Annotated in this window: 15 protein-coding genes and 3 pseudogenes; 8 read left to right on the top strand and 10 right to left on the bottom strand. The window is 66.3% G+C overall.

Translation table 11 applies throughout. The features are described 5' to 3' along the window. Window positions 1–45: 45 nt before the first annotated feature. Window positions 46–1,173, bottom strand: coding sequence for a sensor histidine kinase (locus WDLP6_RS07950; protein ID WP_162591898.1), 1,128 nt, complete (start codon window positions 1,171–1,173; stop codon window positions 46–48). A 365-nt stretch (window positions 1,174–1,538) separates the two neighbouring features. Between WDLP6_RS07950 and WDLP6_RS07945 the strand changes: the two are divergent. Next, window positions 1,539–1,691: pseudogene (locus WDLP6_RS07945) on the top strand (helix-turn-helix domain-containing protein); the annotation flags it as partial. 195 nt (window positions 1,692–1,886) lie between these two features. Here the strand turns inward: WDLP6_RS07945 and WDLP6_RS07940 are convergent. Next, complete coding sequence (locus WDLP6_RS07940) at window positions 1,887–2,789, bottom strand: LysR family transcriptional regulator (protein WP_443083448.1); 903 nt, start codon at window positions 2,787–2,789, stop codon at window positions 1,887–1,889. 113 nt (window positions 2,790–2,902) lie between these two features. On the opposite strand from WDLP6_RS07940, the gene WDLP6_RS07935 reads away from it, so the two are divergent. The 6 genes from WDLP6_RS07935 (at window position 2,903) to WDLP6_RS07910 (ending at window position 10,107) form a co-directional block, all read left to right on the top strand. After that, on the top strand, window positions 2,903–5,056 hold the full coding sequence (locus WDLP6_RS07935) for a thiamine pyrophosphate-dependent enzyme (protein ID WP_162591897.1): 2,154 nt from the start codon (window positions 2,903–2,905) through the stop codon (window positions 5,054–5,056). A gap of 5 nt (window positions 5,057–5,061) precedes the next feature. Further along, entirely contained in the window at window positions 5,062–6,690 is a 1,629-nt protein-coding gene (locus WDLP6_RS07930; protein ID WP_162591896.1) for an indolepyruvate oxidoreductase subunit beta family protein, read from the top strand. 94 nt (window positions 6,691–6,784) lie between these two features. Further along, window positions 6,785–7,831, top strand: coding sequence for a TRAP transporter substrate-binding protein (locus WDLP6_RS07925; RefSeq protein ID WP_197910149.1), 1,047 nt, complete (start codon window positions 6,785–6,787; stop codon window positions 7,829–7,831). Between the two features lie 13 nt (window positions 7,832–7,844). Further along, entirely contained in the window at window positions 7,845–8,393 is a 549-nt protein-coding gene (locus WDLP6_RS07920) for a TRAP transporter small permease (RefSeq protein ID WP_232076993.1), read from the top strand. Further along, window positions 8,390–9,691, top strand: coding sequence for a TRAP transporter large permease (locus WDLP6_RS07915; protein ID WP_162591895.1), 1,302 nt, complete (start codon window positions 8,390–8,392; stop codon window positions 9,689–9,691). The genes WDLP6_RS07920 and WDLP6_RS07915 overlap by 4 nt, the downstream gene beginning before the upstream one ends. Then, a complete protein-coding gene (locus WDLP6_RS07910; protein WP_162591894.1) occupies window positions 9,691–10,107 on the top strand; it encodes an acyl-CoA thioesterase in 417 nt (138 codons plus the stop codon). The genes WDLP6_RS07915 and WDLP6_RS07910 overlap by 1 nt, the downstream gene beginning before the upstream one ends. 6 nt (window positions 10,108–10,113) lie before the next feature. Here the strand turns inward: WDLP6_RS07910 and WDLP6_RS35500 are convergent, their stop codons facing one another. From WDLP6_RS35500 to WDLP6_RS07890, 5 genes and pseudogenes are all read right to left on the bottom strand, one after another. After that, window positions 10,114–10,452: a transposase gene (locus tag WDLP6_RS35500; RefSeq protein WP_443083447.1), complete on the bottom strand. Its 339-nt coding sequence runs from the start codon at window positions 10,450–10,452 to the stop codon at window positions 10,114–10,116. Window positions 10,453–10,457: 5 nt separating this feature from the next. Beyond that, window positions 10,458–10,655, bottom strand: a pseudogene (locus WDLP6_RS35495) (transposase); the annotation flags it as partial. Window positions 10,656–10,700: 45 nt separating this feature from the next. After that, entirely contained in the window at window positions 10,701–11,516 is an 816-nt protein-coding gene (locus tag WDLP6_RS07900) for an arylamine N-acetyltransferase family protein (RefSeq protein ID WP_232076992.1), read from the bottom strand. Next, window positions 11,507–12,880: a nucleotide disphospho-sugar-binding domain-containing protein gene (locus tag WDLP6_RS07895; RefSeq protein WP_162591892.1), complete on the bottom strand. Its 1,374-nt coding sequence runs from the start codon at window positions 12,878–12,880 to the stop codon at window positions 11,507–11,509. Before WDLP6_RS07895 ends, WDLP6_RS07900 begins: the two co-directional genes overlap by 10 nt. A 30-nt stretch (window positions 12,881–12,910) precedes the next feature. Next, window positions 12,911–13,528, bottom strand: coding sequence for a TetR/AcrR family transcriptional regulator (locus tag WDLP6_RS07890; protein ID WP_162591891.1), 618 nt, complete (start codon window positions 13,526–13,528; stop codon window positions 12,911–12,913). A gap of 260 nt (window positions 13,529–13,788) precedes the next feature. Between WDLP6_RS07890 and WDLP6_RS07885 the strand changes: the two are divergent. After that, window positions 13,789–13,977: pseudogene (locus WDLP6_RS07885) on the top strand (IS5/IS1182 family transposase); the annotation flags it as partial. Window positions 13,978–14,002: 25 nt separating this feature from the next. Here WDLP6_RS07885 and WDLP6_RS07880 read toward each other — a convergent pair. From WDLP6_RS07880 to xdhC, 3 genes are all read right to left on the bottom strand, one after another. Then, window positions 14,003–15,331, bottom strand: coding sequence for a glycerate kinase type-2 family protein (locus WDLP6_RS07880; protein ID WP_162591890.1), 1,329 nt, complete (start codon window positions 15,329–15,331; stop codon window positions 14,003–14,005). A 65-nt stretch (window positions 15,332–15,396) separates the two neighbouring features. Beyond that, window positions 15,397–16,602: a urate hydroxylase PuuD gene (locus WDLP6_RS07875; RefSeq protein WP_162591889.1), complete on the bottom strand. Its 1,206-nt coding sequence runs from the start codon at window positions 16,600–16,602 to the stop codon at window positions 15,397–15,399. A 321-nt stretch (window positions 16,603–16,923) separates the two neighbouring features. Continuing rightward, a complete protein-coding gene (xdhC, locus tag WDLP6_RS07870; protein WP_162591888.1) occupies window positions 16,924–17,724 on the bottom strand; it encodes a xanthine dehydrogenase accessory protein XdhC in 801 nt (266 codons plus the stop codon). Window positions 17,725–17,769 lie beyond the last annotated feature (45 nt).

The raw sequence follows: 17,769 nt of genomic DNA, 5'->3' as shown, positions 1-17,769 counted from the left end.
CCCGTATTGAGGGGAGTGCAGACCGGCCAAGGAATGACTTCCATTCTAGTGAAGCTTCATGCGTGGAAGTTTGATGGTGAAAGCGCACCCTGTGCCAGGGAAATCTTTCACGGACAAGACACCTCCTTCAGCCTCTACATTCCGCCGTGCGATGGAAAGGCCCAGCCCCAATCCGCTCTTGTTGTCACCGACCTGAACAAAGGGCCGGAACATGCTCGCAGCCGCTCCGGGCGGAAGTCCTCCGCAGTGGTCCCTGACCTCGACCAAGACATGGTCTCCTTCAGCGAAAGCGCTGAGCGTCACCTCCGAGTGTGCATGGGTGAACTTGAACGCATTGTGGAGTAAATTCACCAAGGCGCCCAAAAGACGCTCCCGGTTTCCGGCGATGCCGAGGGCCTCGTCCACATCATCGACCGTCAAAGTGCAACCTCTGGCGCTCGCGTCGAGCGAAGCAGAATTCGTGGCCTCTGCCACAAACAACTTGAGCGAAAAAGCCTCCGTCTGCGGCGGATTGGAATTGGCCCGGACATGCGACAGCGATAAATTGAGCAGGGTCGCGAGGGAAGTGAGGCTCCTCTTCAACACTGCCCCGGTCGACCCGCCGATGGGAAGCCTCCCCGATTCCAGTGCGGCAAAGGCGAGCGTCGCCGTGTGCAGGTAGTTCCGTAGCTCGTGCACCAGCATGCCGAGACGCTCGTTTTCCTCGGCGGACTGCTGCAGAGCGACACTGGCGTCACGCCAAAAGCCAAACTCGGTGACCGCATCGGCGATTGCGTTATCGAGGCAACGGTTCAGCGTACGGAATTCATCAACGGAGAACGGAGCATCGCGCTCGACCGCAAGGTCGGTGATGGCTTGGCACAGGTCGCCGTAGTCGTGCACCACCTGGTCCACGGTGAAGCCAAGTCCCAGCAGTTCCTTCCCGTGCGCGGCGGCGCTGAGGCCCATCTCCGACAAGGCGGCTGCGTCACCGCCCGCTGCCCCTGAAATCCTGAAACTCTCGCCCATCTGACCGTTTTCCTGTGCTTTCAGCGTTCTCATCAGTTGGTCAAGAAACATCGGAATGCCGTTGGCGAGTTGTGCCTCCGTCGCGGCTCGGGTGGGCCTCTGCGCCACCTTGGCCTTGCACCGCTCAATAAGCTCGTCCCGGTTGTTGGATAGGAATCGATGCATGCTTTCCTCCGTCGGTGGCCCCGGTCAATCAAAATCGTTCACCGGGGGAAAAGCAGAGTATTCCGTGCGTCTCCACGAAACCCAGACAATCTGGCACATTTTGCGCCCTTCGAGGGTGCGCTACCGAACGCAACGTCGTCGGGGGCCCCACTTGGCAGACGGTACCTATTCCTGACGATGGTTCAGCTAAGACCCCGGGGAAATAGCCGAGTTCCATCGCTTCGATGGGGTTCACTGTCAGGCGACACGACAAACCGGCCCCTGACGACATGAGGAATTGACCCCCCTCATGGCAGGAGGCCAAGATGGAAGGCAACGTGTTCGAGCAAGCTCCACGATCCGAACGGATCGATTGGAGACAGGCGATGCAGGCACCGGAGGACGTAGAGGCAATGCTCAAGCTGGCGTCGCTCGGTTGGGGAGCCAAGCGCATTGCCAACGAGTTGGGATGCAGCCGCAACACCGTCCGGCGCTACCTGCGCCAAGGCGGCTGGCAGCCCTACGAATCGCCCCGCGCACTGGTCGCTTGACCGAGCATGCCGAGTGGCTTGCTGGGCAGTTCCGTCAGCACCGAGGCAACTGCGATGTCGTGCGCCAAGAGCTGCTGCGCGTGCATGGCGTGCCGGATCGCTATGAAGATTAGTGGGCAGCACAGTCGGCGAAAAGCCTGTGCTCACATTTGCCGGCGGCGCGCGGCAGGTTGAGCGATCGGCTCAGTCCTCGGCGAACAGCGCGCGAATCACCTGCCGCAGCCAGCGGTTCGCGGGATCCGCCTCGAAGCGCTTGCTCCAGTGCAGCGACACGGTGAAGTCGCGCAGCGGAAAGGGCGGCTCCACGATCGCGTAGCCGCCCTCCTCGGCAAAGCCGCGCGCGATGTTGCGCGGCATCACCACGGCCAGATCGGTGGCGCGCACGATCGCCGGCAGCACCATGAAGTGCTCGGTCGTCAGGCGCACGCGGTCCTCGAGGTTGAGCAACTGCAGGATGCGCAGGGTCTCGGCATGCGTGCGCACCGCGACGTACTGGAGCTTCTGCAGCGCCGCCAGCATCGCCTGGCCGCTGCGCCGTACGCGGGCGAAGGGATGGCCTTCGCGCAGCAGCACGATGTAGCGGTCGCTCAACAGGTGCGCGCGCTGCGTGTCGCGCACCTTCGGCAGGAAGCCGAAGGCGAAATCGATGCGACCGCTGTCGAGCGCGGGCGCGATGTCCGCGGGCAGGAGCGGCAGCGTCTCGACGCGCACGGCCGGCGCCAGCTCGCCCAGGCGCGCCATCAGCGCCGGCAGGAAGCGGCCTTCGCCGATGTCGCTCATGTGGATGCGAAAGACCTTGCGCGAGGCCGAAGGCTCGAAGCGGTCCGGCTCGTTGAGCGCCTCCTCCAGCGTGCCGAGCGCCGACTGCACCGCGACGGCCAGCCGCTCGGCACGCGGCGTGGGCGCAACGCCGCCCGGTGCGCGCGTGAAGAGCGCGTCCTCCAGCAGCAGGCGCAGGCGGCCGAGGCCATGGCTGGCCGCGGGCTGCGTGAGCCCCAGCGACTCCGCCGCACGGCTCACGCTGCGCGCCCGGTAGACCGCGTCGAACAGGCGCAGCAGGTTCAGGTCGATGGTGTTGACATGCATGCGCTTCATATTGCTTAGCTCGATGATTCTATTGAAGCGCAGGCCTCGCGCCTGCACACTCGCCTTTCGGAGCGCCATGCGCCTGCGACCACGACAAGAACGGAGCCAAGACCTTGGAAGTCTCATTCAGCAAGGAGATCGAAGCCCTGCGCCTGGGCGCCGGCGACACCTTCCACGGCGAAGGCATCCTGGCCATCACCAAGGGGCTGCTGCAGTCGGGCGTCGCCTATGTCGGCGGCTACCAGGGCGCGCCGGTGTCGCACCTGCTCGACGTGATGGTGCAGGCCAAGCCCTACATGGACGAGCTCGGCGTGCATGTCGAGGCCTGTTCCAACGAGGCTTCGGCTGCCGCGATGCTCGGCGCCTCGATCCACTACCCGCTGCGCGGTGCGGTGACGTGGAAGTCGATCGTCGGCACCAACGTCGCGGCCGACGCGCTGTCCAATCTCTCGTCGCCCGGCGTCAGGGGCGGCGTGCTGATCGTGGTCGGCGAGGACTACGGCGAAGGCGCCTCGGTGATCCAGGAGCGCACGCATGCCTATGCGCTCAAGTCCAGCATGTGCCTGCTCGATCCTCGGCCCGACCTGGGCGTGATGGTGAACATGGTCGAGCACGGCTTTCGCCTCTCCGAAGCGTCGAACATGCCCTGCATGATGGAGCTGCGCATCCGCGCCTGCCACGTGCGCGGCAGCTTCGAATGCAGGAACAACCTGCCGCCCGCGATATCGACCCGCGCGCTGATGGCGGAGCCGGCCGGCTTCGACTACATGCGGCTCGCGCATCCGCCCGTGACCTTTCGCCACGAGAAGCTCAAGGGCGAGGAGCGCCTGCCCGCGGCGCGGCGCTACATCGCCGAGCACCGACTCAACGAGCTGATCCCGGGCACGCATGCCGACCTCGGCATCATGGTCCAGGGCGGGCTCTACAACGCGCTGATCCGCAGCCTGCAGCAGCTGGGCCTGGCCGATGCGTTCGGCGCGACGGAGATTCCGCTGCTGGTGCTCAACGTTGCCTACCCGCTGGTGCCGGAAGAAGTCGCGGACTTCTGCGTCGGCAAGCGCGCGGTGCTGGTGGTGGAAGAAGGTCAGCCCGAGTACATCGAGCAGGAGATCGCCACGCTGCTGCGCCGCCGCGACATCCAGACGCCGCTGCACGGCTGCGACCTGCTGCCGGCCGCGGGCGAATACGGCGTCGAGGTGCTGGCCACCGGCCTCGGCCGCTTTGCCGAGCGCTACCTGCCGCAGCATGCGCAGGATTCGGCCCAGGGCTGGCTCACGGGCAACCGCGAGCGCCGCGCCGCCGTGGCGGCGAAGCTCGACGCACCGCTGCCCAACCGGCCGCCGAGCTTCTGCATCGGCTGCCCCGAGCGCCCGGTGTTCTCCGCGCTCAAGCTCGCGCAGCTGGACAGCGGGCCGGTGCACATCGCGGCCGACATCGGCTGCCATGCCTTCGGCACCTTCGAGCCTTTCTCGATGGGCCATTCGATCCTCGGCTACGGCATGGGCCTCGCGAGCCGCGCGGGCGTCTCGCCGATGATGCAGCGCCGGGCGCTCGCGATCATGGGCGACGGCGGCTTCTGGCACAACGGCCTGCTGACCGGCGTGCAGAGCGCGCTCTTCAACGGCGACGACGCGGTGCTGCTGATCTTCAAGAACGGCTACACCTCGGCGACCGGCACGCAGGACATCATCTCGACGCCCGACGAAGACACCAAGGCGCATGCGGTCGACAAGCAGCAGAGCCTGGTCGACAAGAACCAGACCATCGAGGCGACGCTGAAGGGCCTCGGCGTGAAGTGGCTGCGCACCGTGCACACCTACCACGTCGAGAAGATGCGCGCGACGCTCAACGACGCCTTCACCAGCGACTTCAACGGCCTCAAGGTGATCATTGCCGAGGGCGAGTGCCAGCTCGAGCGCCAGCGCCGCATCAAGCCCTGGATCGCCGGCCTGCTCAGGAAAGGCCAGCGCGTGGTGCGCGTGAGGTACGGCGTCGATGAGGACGTGTGCAACGGCGACCATGCCTGCATCCGCCTCTCGGGCTGCCCGACGTTGACGATCAAGGACAACCCCGATCCGCTCAAGGTCGACCCGGTCGCGGTGGTGATCGACGGCTGTGTCGGCTGCGGCCTGTGCGGCGAGAACGCGCATGCGGCCACGCTGTGCCCGAGCTTCTACCGTGCCGAGGTGGTGCAGAACCCGAGGTGGCACGAGCGGCTGCTGCACGGCCTGCGAACGGCAGTGGTTCGTGCGATACAACCGGCGTGACGACGATGAACCGCACCCAACCCATCACCCAACCCATCACCCTGCTCATCTGCGCGCTCGGCGGCGAAGGCGGCGGCGTGCTGACCGAGTGGCTGGTCGATACGGCGCGCCACGCGGGCTACGCAGCGCAGAGCACCTCGATCCCCGGCGTGGCGCAGCGCACCGGCGCCACCACTTACTACGTCGAGGTCTTCCCGGTGCCGCTCGCGGAACTCCAGGGGCGACGGCCGGTGTTCAGCCTGAGCCCGGTGCCGGGCGCGCTGGATGCATTGATCTCGTCCGAGCTGCTCGAGACCGCGCGGCAGATCGGCAACGGCATGAGCACTGCAGCGCGCACGCTGGTCATCAGCTCGTCGAGCCGCACGCTCACCACGGCCGAACGCATGCAGCCCGGCGACGGCCGTGCCGATGCCGAGCGCCTGCTCGACGTGGTCAAGGCCTTCAGCCGCGAGCACCACGTGTTCGACATGGGCGCCGCGGCGCGCGAGGCCGGCACCATCGTGAGCGCCGTGATGCTGGGCGCGATCGCGGGCAGCGGCCTCTTTCCGTTTCCGCGCGATGCCTGCGAGCGCGTGGTGCGCGGCGGCGACACCCGCGCACCCGAGAAGCTCGACAAGATGGCCGCGGCCAGCCTGCGCGGCTTCGCCAAGGCCTTCGACACCGTGGCCACGCCGCGCGCGCAGGCTGCACTGGTGACGAATCTGCTGGCGACGACGGTGAACGAAGCGCCGGTCGCCCGTGCGTTGCCCGCGGACGTTGCACAGATCTTTCCGCTGCCCGTGCACGACCTGCTGACGCTGGGCCATGCGCGCGTGCTCGACTACCAGGACGCCGGCTACGCCGCGCTCTACGTGGACCGCCTCAGGCAGGTACTCGACGCCGAGCGCGCGGCCGACCCCGCGGGCGCCAACGGCTTCGCAGTCACGCGCGAGATGGCACGCTGGCTCGCACTGTGGATGGCCTTCGATGACATCGTGCGCGTGGCCGAGCTCAAGAGCCGCGCCAGCCGCGCGCGGCGCGTGCGCGACGAGGTCAAGGCGGGCGATGACGACATCGTCAAGGTCTACGACCACTTCAAGCCCGGCGCGCCCGAGTTCGCGGCGCTGCTGCCGCCTTCGCTCGCGCAGCGCGTGACGGCATGGGACCGCCGGCGCAAGACCCCATGGGCATTGCCGCTCAAGGTCGGCAGCCACTCGGTGTTCGGCATGGTCTCGCTGCGCGTGCTGGCCTCGCTGCGCTGGCTGCGCCGGCGCGGCAGCCGCTTCGCCGAGGAGCAGGCGCTGATCGGCCGCTGGCTCGATGCAGTGGTCAAGGGCACGCGCAGCGATTGGTGCCTGGGCCACGAGATCGCGCTGTGCGGCCGCCTCATCAAGGGCTACGGCAGCACCAACGAACGCGGCAAGCGCAACCTGCTGCACGTGATCGACCATCTGGCGACCGCCCCGCTGCCCGATGGCTCGCCCGCTGCGCGTGCGAACGCGATCGCCGCCGCGCGCGAGGCCGCACTGGCCGACGATGCCGGCACCGCGCTCGACGCCGCACTGCTGCGCCATGGCGCGCCGGCGCGTCCGGTGCCGGTGCAGCCGATCCGCTGGATGAAGCGTCCGCCCGGCGCCGCGACGCCGACGCGCTGACTCAAGGTAAACGCCGATTCGCTCTGGCCGATTCTTATAAAAAATAACCGAATCGCGCGTCGCCCCTGCCCGTACAACACCGAAGGAGACCTCCATGCCCATCCCCCGCTTCATGACCTCGGCCACCGCCCGCGCCGTGCTCGCACTGTCGTCCACGCTCGCGCTGGCCGCGGTGCCTGCGCTGGCGCAGGACAAGCCGGTCAACCTCAAGATGTCGAGCTGGGTGCCGGCGCAGCATCCGCTCAACCCCTCGCTGCAGGCCTGGGCCGACGACATCAAGAAGGCGTCGAACGGCACCATCACGGCCACGCTGTTCCCGTCCGAGCAACTGGGCAAGGCCTTCGACCACTACGACATGGCGCGCGACGGCATCGCCGACTTCGCCTACATCAACCCAGGCTACCAGCCGGGCCGCTTCCCGATCATGGCCGGCGCCTCGCTGCCCTTCCTGTTCGCCAACGGCAAGGGCGGCTCGGCCGCCATCGACGACTGGTATCGCAAGTACGCGGCCAAGGAAATGAAGGACGTGAAGTACTGCTTCGCCTTCGTGCACGACCCCGGCACCTTCCATGCGCGCAAGAAGATCCTGCTTCCCACCGACATCCAGGGCATGAAGATTCGCCCCGCCACCAGCACCATCGGCCAGATGGTCACCTCGCTCGGCGGCACCAACGTGCAGGCCTCGGCACCCGAATCGCGCGACATGCTGGAGCGCGGCGTGGCCGATGCGATCACCTTCCCGTGGGGCTCGATCGGCCTGTTCGGCATCGACAAGGTGGTCAAGTACCACATGGACGTGCCGCTCTACGTCACGCCCTTCGTGTGGGCGATGAACCAGAGCAAGTACGACAGCATGTCGGCCGCGCAGAAAAAGGTCATCGACGACCACTGCACCAGCGAATGGGCTGAGCGCGTCGCCTCGCCGTGGGCCGACTTCGAATTCGCCGGCCGCGCCAAGATCGGCGCCGAGGCGGGCCACGAAATCTACAAGCTCACGCCCGAACAGCTCGATGCCTGGCGCAAGGCCACGGCGCCGGTCGAGGCGCAATGGGCCGACAGCGTGAAGAAGGTGGGGCAGGATCCGAAGGCCGTGATGGATGGGCTGAAGGCAAGTCTCGCCAAGTACAAATCGGCGCTCTGAACTCGCTCCAACGATGAAGACGCCAGAACAGACGCCCGTGACGCGGCGTCGTGTTGGTTTCATGGACGGCATGATCAACACGATCGAATGGCTCGCCGCCATGTTCGTCGGCATCGTCGCACTCAACATCTTCATCGCAGTGGTCCTGCGCAAGTTCTTCAACACCTCGATTCCCGACTCCTACGACTTCGGCCGCATGCTGCTGGGCATCCTGATCTTCTGGGGCATCGCGGCCACCAGCTACCGCGGCGGCCACATCACGGTCGACCTCGTGTGGACCGCGGCCAGCCCGCGCATGAAGCGCTGGATCGACGTCTTCGCGACGCTGGTGCTGCTGTTCGTGGTCGCGGTGCAGACCGCCACGCTGTTCGACAAGGTGCGCGGCACCTACGTCGACCACGTGCTGACCTACGACATGAACATCCCGACCTGGCCCTTCTATGCCGTGGCCTGGGCCGGTGACGTGTCGGCCGTGGTGCTGATCGCGATCAGGACATACCGCTTGATCTTTCACCCCGAATTGCTGCACGACGAAAAGCCCGAACAGAAAGCGGATGAATGAGCACCGACGCCATCGCCGTCCTCGGCTTCGTGGTCCTGTTCGCATTGATGCTGCTGCGCGTGCCGGTCGGCATGGCGATGGGCCTGGTCGGCGTCACCGGCTATGCCTGGATCGTCGGCCCCGGCCCGGCGCTCAAGCTGGTCGGCCAGACCTCGATGCGCACGGTGACTGACTACACCTTCGGCGTGATCCCGATGTTCATGCTGATGGGCTCGCTGGTGTCGGTGTCGGGCGTGAGCCGCGAGTTGTTCAAGGCCGCCAACTCGATGATCGGCCATCTGCGCGGCGGGCTCGGCGTCGCGACCGTGCTGGCCTGCGGCGGCTTCGCGGCGATCTGCGGCTCGTCGGTGGCGACGGCGGCGACCTTCTCGGCGGTCGCCTATCCGGAGATGCGGCGCTTCAATTACCCGCAGTCGTTCTCGACCGGCGTGATCGCCGCGGGCGGCACGCTGGGCGCGATCCTGCCGCCGTCGACCGTGCTCGCGGTCTACGCGATCCTCACGCAGCAGGACATCGGCAAGCTCTTCATGGCCGGCATCGTGCCGGGTATTCTGGCGATGGCGATGTACGTGATGACCATCGCGCTGATCGTGCGCCTGCGGCCCGCGTGGCTGCCGCGCGGCGAGCTCAAGCCGTGGCGCGAACGCCTCGCCGACCTGAAGAACGTATGGGCACCGCTGGTGCTGTTCGTGTTCGTGATCGGCGGCCTCTACGGCGGCTTCTTCACGCCGACCGAAGCCGGCGGCGTGGGCGCGAGCGGCGCCTTCATCCTCGGCGTGCTGCGGCGCAAGCTCGACGGTCCCAAGATCCGCGAGGCGCTGCTGTCGGCCACGCGCACGGCGGCGGCGGTGTTCACGGTGCTGATCGGCGCGCTGCTGTTCGGCTATTTCCTGACCATCACGCAAAGCCCGCAGCGGCTCACCGAATTCCTCACCGGGCTGGGCATCGGCCGCTACGGCGTGCTGGCACTGATCATGCTGATGTACCTCGTGCTCGGCTGCCTGATGGACGCGATGGCGATGATCATCCTGACGGTGCCGATCATCTACCCGGTGATCGTCCACCTCGGCTTCGACCCGATCTGGTTCGGCGTCATCATCGTGATGACGGTGGAGCTCGGGCTGATCCATCCACCGGTGGGCATGAACGTGTTCGTGATCAAGAGCGTGGTGAAGGACGTGAGCTTCACCACCATCTTCAAGGGCGTGCTGCCCTTCATCCTCACGGACATCCTGCGCCTGGTGATCCTGATCGCGTTCCCGATCATCGCCTTGTGGCTGCCAACAAAAATGGGCTGATGAGCAACAAGCAAGTCATCTACACCGTGCGCGTCGAATTCGGCGACTGCGATCCCGCGGGCATCGTCTGGTTTCCGAACTTCTTCCGCTGGATCGATGCCGCGTCCCGCCATTTCTTTTCCGAGAACGGCGTCCCGCGCTGGGAAGAGACGGCGCGCACGCTCGGCGTCAACGGCACGCCGCTGGTCGACACGCACAGCCGCTTCGTCAACAGCGCAAGCTACGGCGATACGCTGCACTTCGCGGTGAGCGTGAAGGAGTGGCGCGGCAAGAGCTTCGTGCAAAGCTACCGCGTGACGCGCGGCGAGGACCTGATCCTCGAATGCGAGGAGGTGCGCATCTTCTCGGCGAAGCGCGAGGGCGGCGGCATCCGGGCGGTGGCGATTCCGGCAGAGATCAGGCGGCTTTGCGAATAAGAGCGGCTAACAAGACGTCGTGAGAGTCCGAACGCAGATGACGCAGCACGCCAGGAAAAGCAGCGCGACATGAGCGTCGATGCGACGCTCGAATCGGGTGCGCAGCTTGCCGAAGGAAGCCAGCCAGGAGTGAGTGGGCCCGACCACCCAGCGGTGGCGACCGAGCCGATCATTGCGCTCGATGCCTCTGCGCGTGATGCGATCCTTGATGCCTCGGCGCTGGAGGTGTCCATGCTGACTCGGCTGAGATCGAGCTTGTCGGCACTGCGCAGTTCGGACAGCAGCATCAGATGCAGGCCATGCCACACGCCTGCGGCCTGCCAGTCGCGAAGCCGCCTCCCGCATGCCATGCCGCTGCCAATGCCCTGTTCCTGGGGCAACTCCTCCCACGGGATGCCAGTGCGCAGCACGAACAAGATGCCGTTGAGCGCCATCTCGTCGCTCACCCGCAGACGCCCGCCCTTGGCCAAGGACACGAATACCGGCAACAGCGGCTCGATCTTCTTGAACAGCGCTGCGCTGATCTCTCTGTTCTTGTTTCGACCCATGCATCGCCAAACGCCGATCATGCGCTTGACGATGAGGTTGTTGTATTAGTCGCCTTTATCGCGGCCGATCGTCTGGATCTTGTCCCAGATTTTCGCAGGCTTGGGAACCTCGAGGCTGAAAATCGCTTCGAACGTGTCGGCAAGATGATCCGCGCTCGTGATGCGCTGTTCGCTGACGCCCTCTGCCGTCACGCTGCACAGGCAATCGTTCTTCAGGGCGACATAGCCATCCGCGGTATGTCGCAGGATCGCCAGCGCGTTTGTGAACGGCGAGCCGGGATCCTGTGTCAGCCAGCCAAGCGTGGCGGCTATGGCAGCCTCGTCGCTGTGATCGGGCCGAAAATCGAAGCTGTGCGCCATGCCGCGGGCATGGTTCCTGAAACGCAGCCAGCCGCCGTCCGTCGGCATGATCGAAAAATCGAAGCCGCGCTGGCTGATCGGCCCGACGGCAAGCGGTACAGGCTCGACGATGGCGTCCGCCAAGCCGACCTCGGCAAGGTACGGGCGGTCGAGATCGACGCGCAGAGTCAGATGGTTGCCGACGGCGTTGTCGCCCAGCGTTTCACGATTGACGCCGCCGCACAGGCGGGTCACGCGGAATCCGAGCGTGGCGAGCGCCGCGCCGAACAGACCATTCATCTCGTAGCACCAGCCGCCGCGCTTGCCCTCCACCATCTTGGCGAAGGCGGCGGCCGGGACGATTGAGGACGGCCATCCCATGAAAGCGTCCAGCGCCTCCCAGGTGAAGGCCATGAGATGGGCGCGGTGAAGTTTCGACAGGCTGCCTGCGTCGAGAGAAACCGGCCGGTCGACCCCGATCCTTGTGAGATAGGCGTCCAACTGGCCGGGCGTCAGGGCCATTGCACTTTCGCTTGAAGAGACGTGTGCCATTCTTTGGTTTCCTTTCGATGGACTGGTAAGGCTCCTTGTGAAGACCTCAGTACGAAGTCCTCGATTTCTGCCACGAGCCGTGCGGGCCCCGGGCCTTCCTCGGCAATGGCACGCCCAAACGCCGACGCCCGCTCCGCGAAGCTCGGCTCGGAAAGGACGCGCCGCACGGCCTCGCCGATCATCTGCGGCGTTGCTGAAGGATCGAGGCGCAGGCCCGCACCGTGATAGTCGACACGCGCGGCGTTGTCGTTCTGATCGCGCCCCATCGGGAGCACGACAAGGGGGACGCCATGGCACAGCGATCGCATGATCGTGCCGTGCCCGCCGTGGGTGACGACAGCACGCGCTTTGGTCAGCAGGTCGTCATGCGCTGCATTGGCAAGAATTGCCACATTCACCGGCGATTGAAGGCGAAGTCCCTCAAGTGCCTTGCCGAGGGTCACGACCACCTCGACCGGCTCCCCAGCCAAACCGGATATCACCCGCTGGAGCACGTCGGCCTGCCCCTGATTGGTGGTGCTGAACGATACGAGCACGCGTGGCCGTATCTCGCCCGCTGGTGGGCCCGCCCAGCGCTCGCGGGCCCAGCTCGGCATCTCCAGAAGCGGCCCCACATAGCGCACATGGTCCGGCAGGCGCCCGGCGGGAAAGTCGAAACTGCTGCTGGTGGCAAGGAGATGGCGGCCGGCGCTCAAGGGCTGTTCGTGGACATGGGCGAGCGGCGCGAGGCCGAAACGAGCACGGGCGGTGTTGAGGCCAGGCAGGAAGCTGTCCCATGCTTGCTCGACCATTGCCGCAACCTCGGCGTCGCGCGCTCTGTCCGCCGCCGACCGCGCAGGCTGAAAGCCCGGGCCGAACGGCGGATGTCCGGGCAGGGGCCAGAGCGAGATGTTGGTTGCGAGCAGTGCCGTTGGAACCTTCGCGACTTCGCCCGCGAGCATGCTGCCGAACAGCAGATCCGAGCCGAGAAGGAGATCGGACGGCTTCATTGCCAGCGCTTCGAGAATATCTTCGGCATAGGCTTGCGCTGGCCCGACGAAGATCCGTTCGCACCCTCTTTGAAAGCCGGCCAGGGGATCGGCGATTTCCCAATCACGCACGAAGCAGCTTTCGAATGAGCGATCCGGACGGTTCGGGGCGCGGTTCCATGGCAGGAATCGAGCCCCCGCCTCGATCGCCTCCGCCCTCATCGTGTCGTCTGCGATAAGGCGAACGTCGTGGCCACGTCCGGCGAGGGCGCGCACGGCTGCGAGCGTCGGCGGCACATTGCCGCCGCCTTCCCAGCCGACCGCCAGGATGCGCAGATGCGGCCCCGCATCTGTCGTCTTCATCATTGCCTTGGCCCTTTCTCGATGGAGACTGGATCAATTCGTGCTGTCCTCACGCAGCAGGCGCTCGATCGCCTGCGTCATGAGCCGGTGTGTCTGCGCGGCCGAATGCCCTTGCGCCCGGCGCAGCAGATGCCAGATCCAAACATCGGTCTGGGCCAACAACTGCGCGAGCCGATCCGCGCGGGGCCGGCCGTCGAGCTTGTCGAGCCAACCCTTGAACATGTCTTCGATCCACTCGCGATGACCTTTGCGTCCGCGATCGAGGACGGCGGCGAATTCGGGAATGCGAGCTTCCTGCCCGAGCGTCCGCACGAGGATGTCGCCGGTGCGTTCATAGTCGTCCATCAGGAGCGCGACGATGTCGGCCACGCTTTGGGCCGGCGTGCTCCAGCGCTGAGCCCGGATCGAGACATCCATCTGGGCCGCCATGGCGCTCAGCACGCCGGTCTTGCTGCCGAAACGCCGTATCACGGTTTGGCGGGTGGTGCCGGCCGCCGCGGCGATGTCGTCGAGAGTGATCTCGTCGAACCAGCGCTCTGCGAGGAGCGCGATCAAGGCGGCGATGATCTGCTGCTCGGTATCCTGAACCGCGTTGGCGCGCGCCGACTGGCGATAGGTTCGCGTAGGCTTGGTTGTCGCTCTCGATTTCATGTTACTCAGAGTAACTCGAAATCGAATGAGATGTCAACGGGAGTTGGCAACGCGCGCAGTTGCGACGTTGGGTTGTGCTTGCCGTGATTGCGGAAGAGCCTCGGCGTGAGATCGAGAGAGGCTGAATATTGCGAGAACTATCCGAGACAGGCTCGAAACGAGGACACCGCCCCATGACTGAAAGCTGCCGATCAACAATTGGGATCGTTAGACTCGGATCCTGCGACCTTGTGTGGTCTATTGCCCGCTAACACCACTTCGCCCTTAGATGCATCGAGCGCAATGATCGGCTCGGTCACCACCGCTGGGTGGTCGGGCGCACTCACTCCTGGCTGGCTTCCTTCGGCAAGCTGCGCACCCGATTCGAGCGTCGCATCGACGTTCATGTCGCGCTGCTTTCCCTGGCGTGCTGCGTCATCTGCGTTCGGACTCTCACGACGTCTTGTTAGCCGCTCTAAGCGCCGCCCGCGCTCTTCAAAGAATCAGGAGCGCCCGGAAGTCGTTCACGTTGGTATGCGTCGGCCCTGTGACCAGCAGATCGCCGATCGCATCGAAGTAACCGTAGGCATCGTTGCGATCGAGGTGCGCGGCCAGCTTGCAGCCCGCGGCTTCGGCGCGCGCGAGCGTGTCGGGCGTGACGAAGGCGCCGGCGTTGTCCTCGACGCCGTCGATGCCGTCGGTGTCGGCGGCCAATGCCCAGACGCCGGGCTGGCCCATCAGCGCGCCCGCCAGGCCCATGCAGAACTCGCCGGCCCGGCCGCCGCGGCCCTTGGGCTGGCCCGGCTGGCGAGGACGGATCGTGACCGTGGTCTCGCCGCCCGAAAGGATCACGCAGGGCTTCGCGAAAGGCTCGCCGCGCAGCGCCACGGCACGCGCGAGCGCGGCATGCACCTTGCCGACCTCGCGCGACTCGCCTTCCATCTCGTCGCTCAGGATGTGCGCTTCGAGGCCGGCCGCGCGCGCGGCCGCGGCCGCGGCTTCGAGCGATTGCTGCGGCGTCGCGATCAGGTGCGTGGCATGGCCCTTGAACACCACGTCGGCCGGCTTCGGCGTTTCGAGCGCGCCGCTTTCGAGTTGCGCGCGCACGGCCACCGGCACCTCGATGCGGTAGCGGCCCAGGATGGCCAGCGCGTCGGCACAGGTGCTGGCATCGGGCACGGTGGGACCGCTCGCGATGATGGCCGGGTCGTCGCCCGGCACGTCGCTGATGGTGAGCGTGACCACCTGCGCCGGCGCGCAGGCGGCGGCGAGACGGCCGCCCTTGATGCGCGACAAGTGCTTGCGCACGCAGTTCATCTCGCCGATGCCCGCGCCCGATTCGAGCAGTTGCTGGTTGACGCGCTGCTTGTCCTCCAGCGTCAGGCCCTCGGCCGGCAGCGTGAGCACCGACGAGCCGCCGCCCGAGATCAGGCACAGCACGAGGTCGTCGGCCGTGAGGCCTTCGGTCAGTGCGAGGATGCGCGCGGCGGCCTTCTCGCCAGCTGCGTCGGGCACCGGATGCGCGGCCTCGACGAGTTCGATGCGCTGCGCCAGACCTTCGGGCCGCGGCGGGATGTGACCGTAGCGCGTGACCACCAGGCCCGACAGCGGCGCATCGGCGGGCCACAGCGCCTCCAGCGCCTGCGCCATCGAGCCGCCGGCCTTGCCGGCGCCGAACACCAGCGTGCGGCCCTTGGGCGGCTTGGGCAGGTACGGGCCCATGCTGGCCAGAGGCAGCGCGCGCTCGACGGCGACGCGGTAGAGGTGTTCGAGGAATTCGCGCGGGGCGGTGCGGGGGTTGGGTGCGGTGCGTGATGCGCTCATTGACTTTCTCCACTGCCGATTGTCTTCGCTCCCCCTCCCAGAAGTCATGCGGGAGCGGGCTTCGATTACTTGGTGGGCGCTCCCGCCTCGAACCATTTGCCGATCATCGCGCGCTCCGCATCGGTGATGCCGGTCGCGTTGTTCATCGGCATGATCTTGGTGACGACCGCCTGCTGGTACACGGCCTGCGCATGCGCGGCGACCTGATCGGGCGAATCGAGGCGCACGTTCTTCATCTGCACCTGCGCGCCGTGGCACATGTAGCAGCGCGCCTCGAAGATCTTCTGCACGTCGCCGTAGGACACCTTCTGCACCGCTGCGCCCGGCGCCGGCTCGGCGGCGGGTTCGGGCTTCATCCAGACGATGGTGAGCCCGAGCACGGCGATGCCGAACAGCGCATAGGGAATCGGGTTGCGCGCATTGCCGAGCTTGAAGCGGTGCCGCACCACGAAGAACTGCCGGATCGCCGCGCCGCCGAGCATGATCAGCAGCAGCACGATCCAGTTGTACTGGTTGGTGTAGGTGAAGCTGTAGTGGTTGCTCAGCATCGCGAACACCACGGGCAGCGTGAAGTAGGTGTTGTGCACGCTGCGCTGCTTGCCGCGCTGGCCGTGGATCGGATCCACCGGCCGGCCCTCGCGCAGCGCGGCCACGTTCTTGCGCTGGCCGGGAATGATCCAGAAGAACACGTTGCCGCTCATGGTCGTGGCCATCATCGCGCCCACCAGCAGGAAGGCGGCGCGGCCCGCGAACCAGTGGCAGGCCAGCCAGGCCGCGAAAGCGATGAAGACGGCGACCAGCACGCCGACGATGGTGTCGCCGTTCTTGCGCTGGCCGAAGATCTGGCAGATGGCGTCGTAGACGATCCAGAACACGACGAAGAAGGCGAGCGCCACGCCGATCGCGGCGCCGGGCTGCCAGTCCATCTTCGACTTGTCGATCAGGTAGGTGCTGGCGTTCCACAGGTACGACATGGTGAAGAGGCCGAACCCGGTGAGCCAGGTCGAATAGCTTTCCCAGTACGACCAGTGCAGGTGCTCGGGCAGCTTCTTGGGCGACAGCGTGTACTTCTGCAGGTTGTAGAAGCCGCCGCCGTGCACGGCCCATTGCTCGCCGCCCACGCCCTTGTCCAGCGACTCCTGGTCCTCGGGCTTCTCGAGGCTGTTGTCCAGCATCACGAAGTAGAAGGAGGCGCCGATCCAGGCGACAGCGGTGATGACGTGGACCCAGCGCAGCAGCAGATTGGCCCAGTCGAGGTAGTAGCTTTCCATGTGCTCTCAACCTTGTCGGCGCGTGAGGGCGCCGTGGTGTGGTTCCGGCCTGCTCACCACTGCGGGCGCTGTAAGCAGAGAAAGTGCCGCGAACGCAGACCCTGCTGGGGACCTCGCTCCGCTGCGGCTTGTTGTGGACTGAAGTGTATACACTTTTTCCCAAAAGATTGCGGGAATTATCTTCATGCGATGTGCAGGAAAACCCTGCATCCATGCAAGCCCCATTCCAGGAATACCGCGGAACCGGCTTCGCCGGCCCGCAGGTATTGCCCCCTGCAAGGGGGTGGGCGGCCACACGCAATGGGCAAGCCTGGGGGGTGCTCATTGCTGCAACAGCTGTGCCGCCACGGCGACGGCGATCACTTCCGGCTCCTTGCCCGTGATGCCCGGCACGCCGATCGGGCAGGTGATGCGGGCCATCTCCTCGGCCGTGAAACCGCGTGCCTCCAGCCGATGGCGGAAGGTCGCCCACTTGGTCTTGCTGCCGATCAGGCCCACGTAAGGCAGGTCGCCGCGGGCGCGCAGGCGCTTCAGGCAGGCGATCACGATGTCGAGATCCTCCGCATGGCTGAAGCTCATGATCAGCACGCGCGAGCCCGGCGCGAGCTGCGCGACCGCGTCCTGCACGGGATCGGAATGCTCGGTCTCGATCTGTGCCGGCAGGTCGTCGGGAAACACGCCGTCGCGGCTGTCGATCCAGCGTACCGAGAAGGGCAGCGTCGACAGCAGCCGCGCGAGCGCCGCACCCACGTGGCCGCCGCCGAACAACGCGATCGGTTCGAGGTGCGCCAGCAATTCGGTCTGCAGCGCCTTCGCGTCCGCGGCCGAGATGCGGCGGAACGAGAGGAACACGACACCGCCGCAGCACTGGCCCAGGCTCGGGCCGAGCGGATAGCGCTGCACGCCTTCGATGGGCGGCCCACCGGCAAGCCAGGCGCGTGCTTCATCGGTGGCCTGGAATTCGAGCTGTCCGCCGCCGATGGTGGCCGTGAGCCCATCGGCCCACACCACCATCCAGGTGCCGGCCTCGCGCGGCGCGGAGCCCTGGGTCGACTCGACACGCACCAGCACGCCGCTCTCGCGCTTCAGGCGCGCGAGCAGTTCGTCGACCGCGCCGCTCATCGCCGATACCTCCGGTTGCGCGGCCCGGATGCGGGCACGGTATAA

The organism is Variovorax sp. PBL-E5 (assembly GCF_901827185.1).
Taxonomy (GTDB): domain Bacteria; phylum Pseudomonadota; class Gammaproteobacteria; order Burkholderiales; family Burkholderiaceae_C; genus Variovorax.
This window is presented reverse-complemented; position numbering and strand designations above follow the sequence as displayed.

What these genes read in the sequence shown, in the direction of transcription:
- WDLP6_RS07895 (WP_162591892.1), bottom strand. Translation starts at nt 12,880, where the DNA reads ATGATGAAGACGACAGATGCGGGGCCGCATCTGCGCATCCTGGCGGTC.
- WDLP6_RS07875 (WP_162591889.1), bottom strand. Translation starts at nt 16,602, where the DNA reads ATGGAAAGCTACTACCTCGACTGGGCCAATCTGCTGCTGCGCTGGGTC.
- WDLP6_RS07950 (WP_162591898.1), bottom strand. Translation starts at nt 1,173, where the DNA reads ATGCATCGATTCCTATCCAACAACCGGGACGAGCTTATTGAGCGGTGC.
- WDLP6_RS07920 (WP_232076993.1), top strand. Translation starts at nt 7,845, where the DNA reads ATGAAGACGCCAGAACAGACGCCCGTGACGCGGCGTCGTGTTGGTTTC.
- WDLP6_RS07910 (WP_162591894.1), top strand. Translation starts at nt 9,691, where the DNA reads ATGAGCAACAAGCAAGTCATCTACACCGTGCGCGTCGAATTCGGCGAC.
- WDLP6_RS07880 (WP_162591890.1), bottom strand. Translation starts at nt 15,331, where the DNA reads ATGAGCGCATCACGCACCGCACCCAACCCCCGCACCGCCCCGCGCGAA.
- WDLP6_RS07940 (WP_443083448.1), bottom strand. Translation starts at nt 2,789, where the DNA reads ATGCATGTCAACACCATCGACCTGAACCTGCTGCGCCTGTTCGACGCG.
- WDLP6_RS07890 (WP_162591891.1), bottom strand. Translation starts at nt 13,528, where the DNA reads ATGAAATCGAGAGCGACAACCAAGCCTACGCGAACCTATCGCCAGTCG.
- xdhC (WP_162591888.1), bottom strand. Translation starts at nt 17,724, where the DNA reads ATGAGCGGCGCGGTCGACGAACTGCTCGCGCGCCTGAAGCGCGAGAGC.
- WDLP6_RS07900 (WP_232076992.1), bottom strand. Translation starts at nt 11,516, where the DNA reads ATGGCCCTGACGCCCGGCCAGTTGGACGCCTATCTCACAAGGATCGGG.
- WDLP6_RS35500 (WP_443083447.1), bottom strand. Translation starts at nt 10,452, where the DNA reads ATGCGGGAGGCGGCTTCGCGACTGGCAGGCCGCAGGCGTGTGGCATGG.
- WDLP6_RS07915 (WP_162591895.1), top strand. Translation starts at nt 8,390, where the DNA reads ATGAGCACCGACGCCATCGCCGTCCTCGGCTTCGTGGTCCTGTTCGCA.
- WDLP6_RS07930 (WP_162591896.1), top strand. Translation starts at nt 5,062, where the DNA reads ATGAACCGCACCCAACCCATCACCCAACCCATCACCCTGCTCATCTGC.
- WDLP6_RS07925 (WP_197910149.1), top strand. Translation starts at nt 6,785, where the DNA reads ATGCCCATCCCCCGCTTCATGACCTCGGCCACCGCCCGCGCCGTGCTC.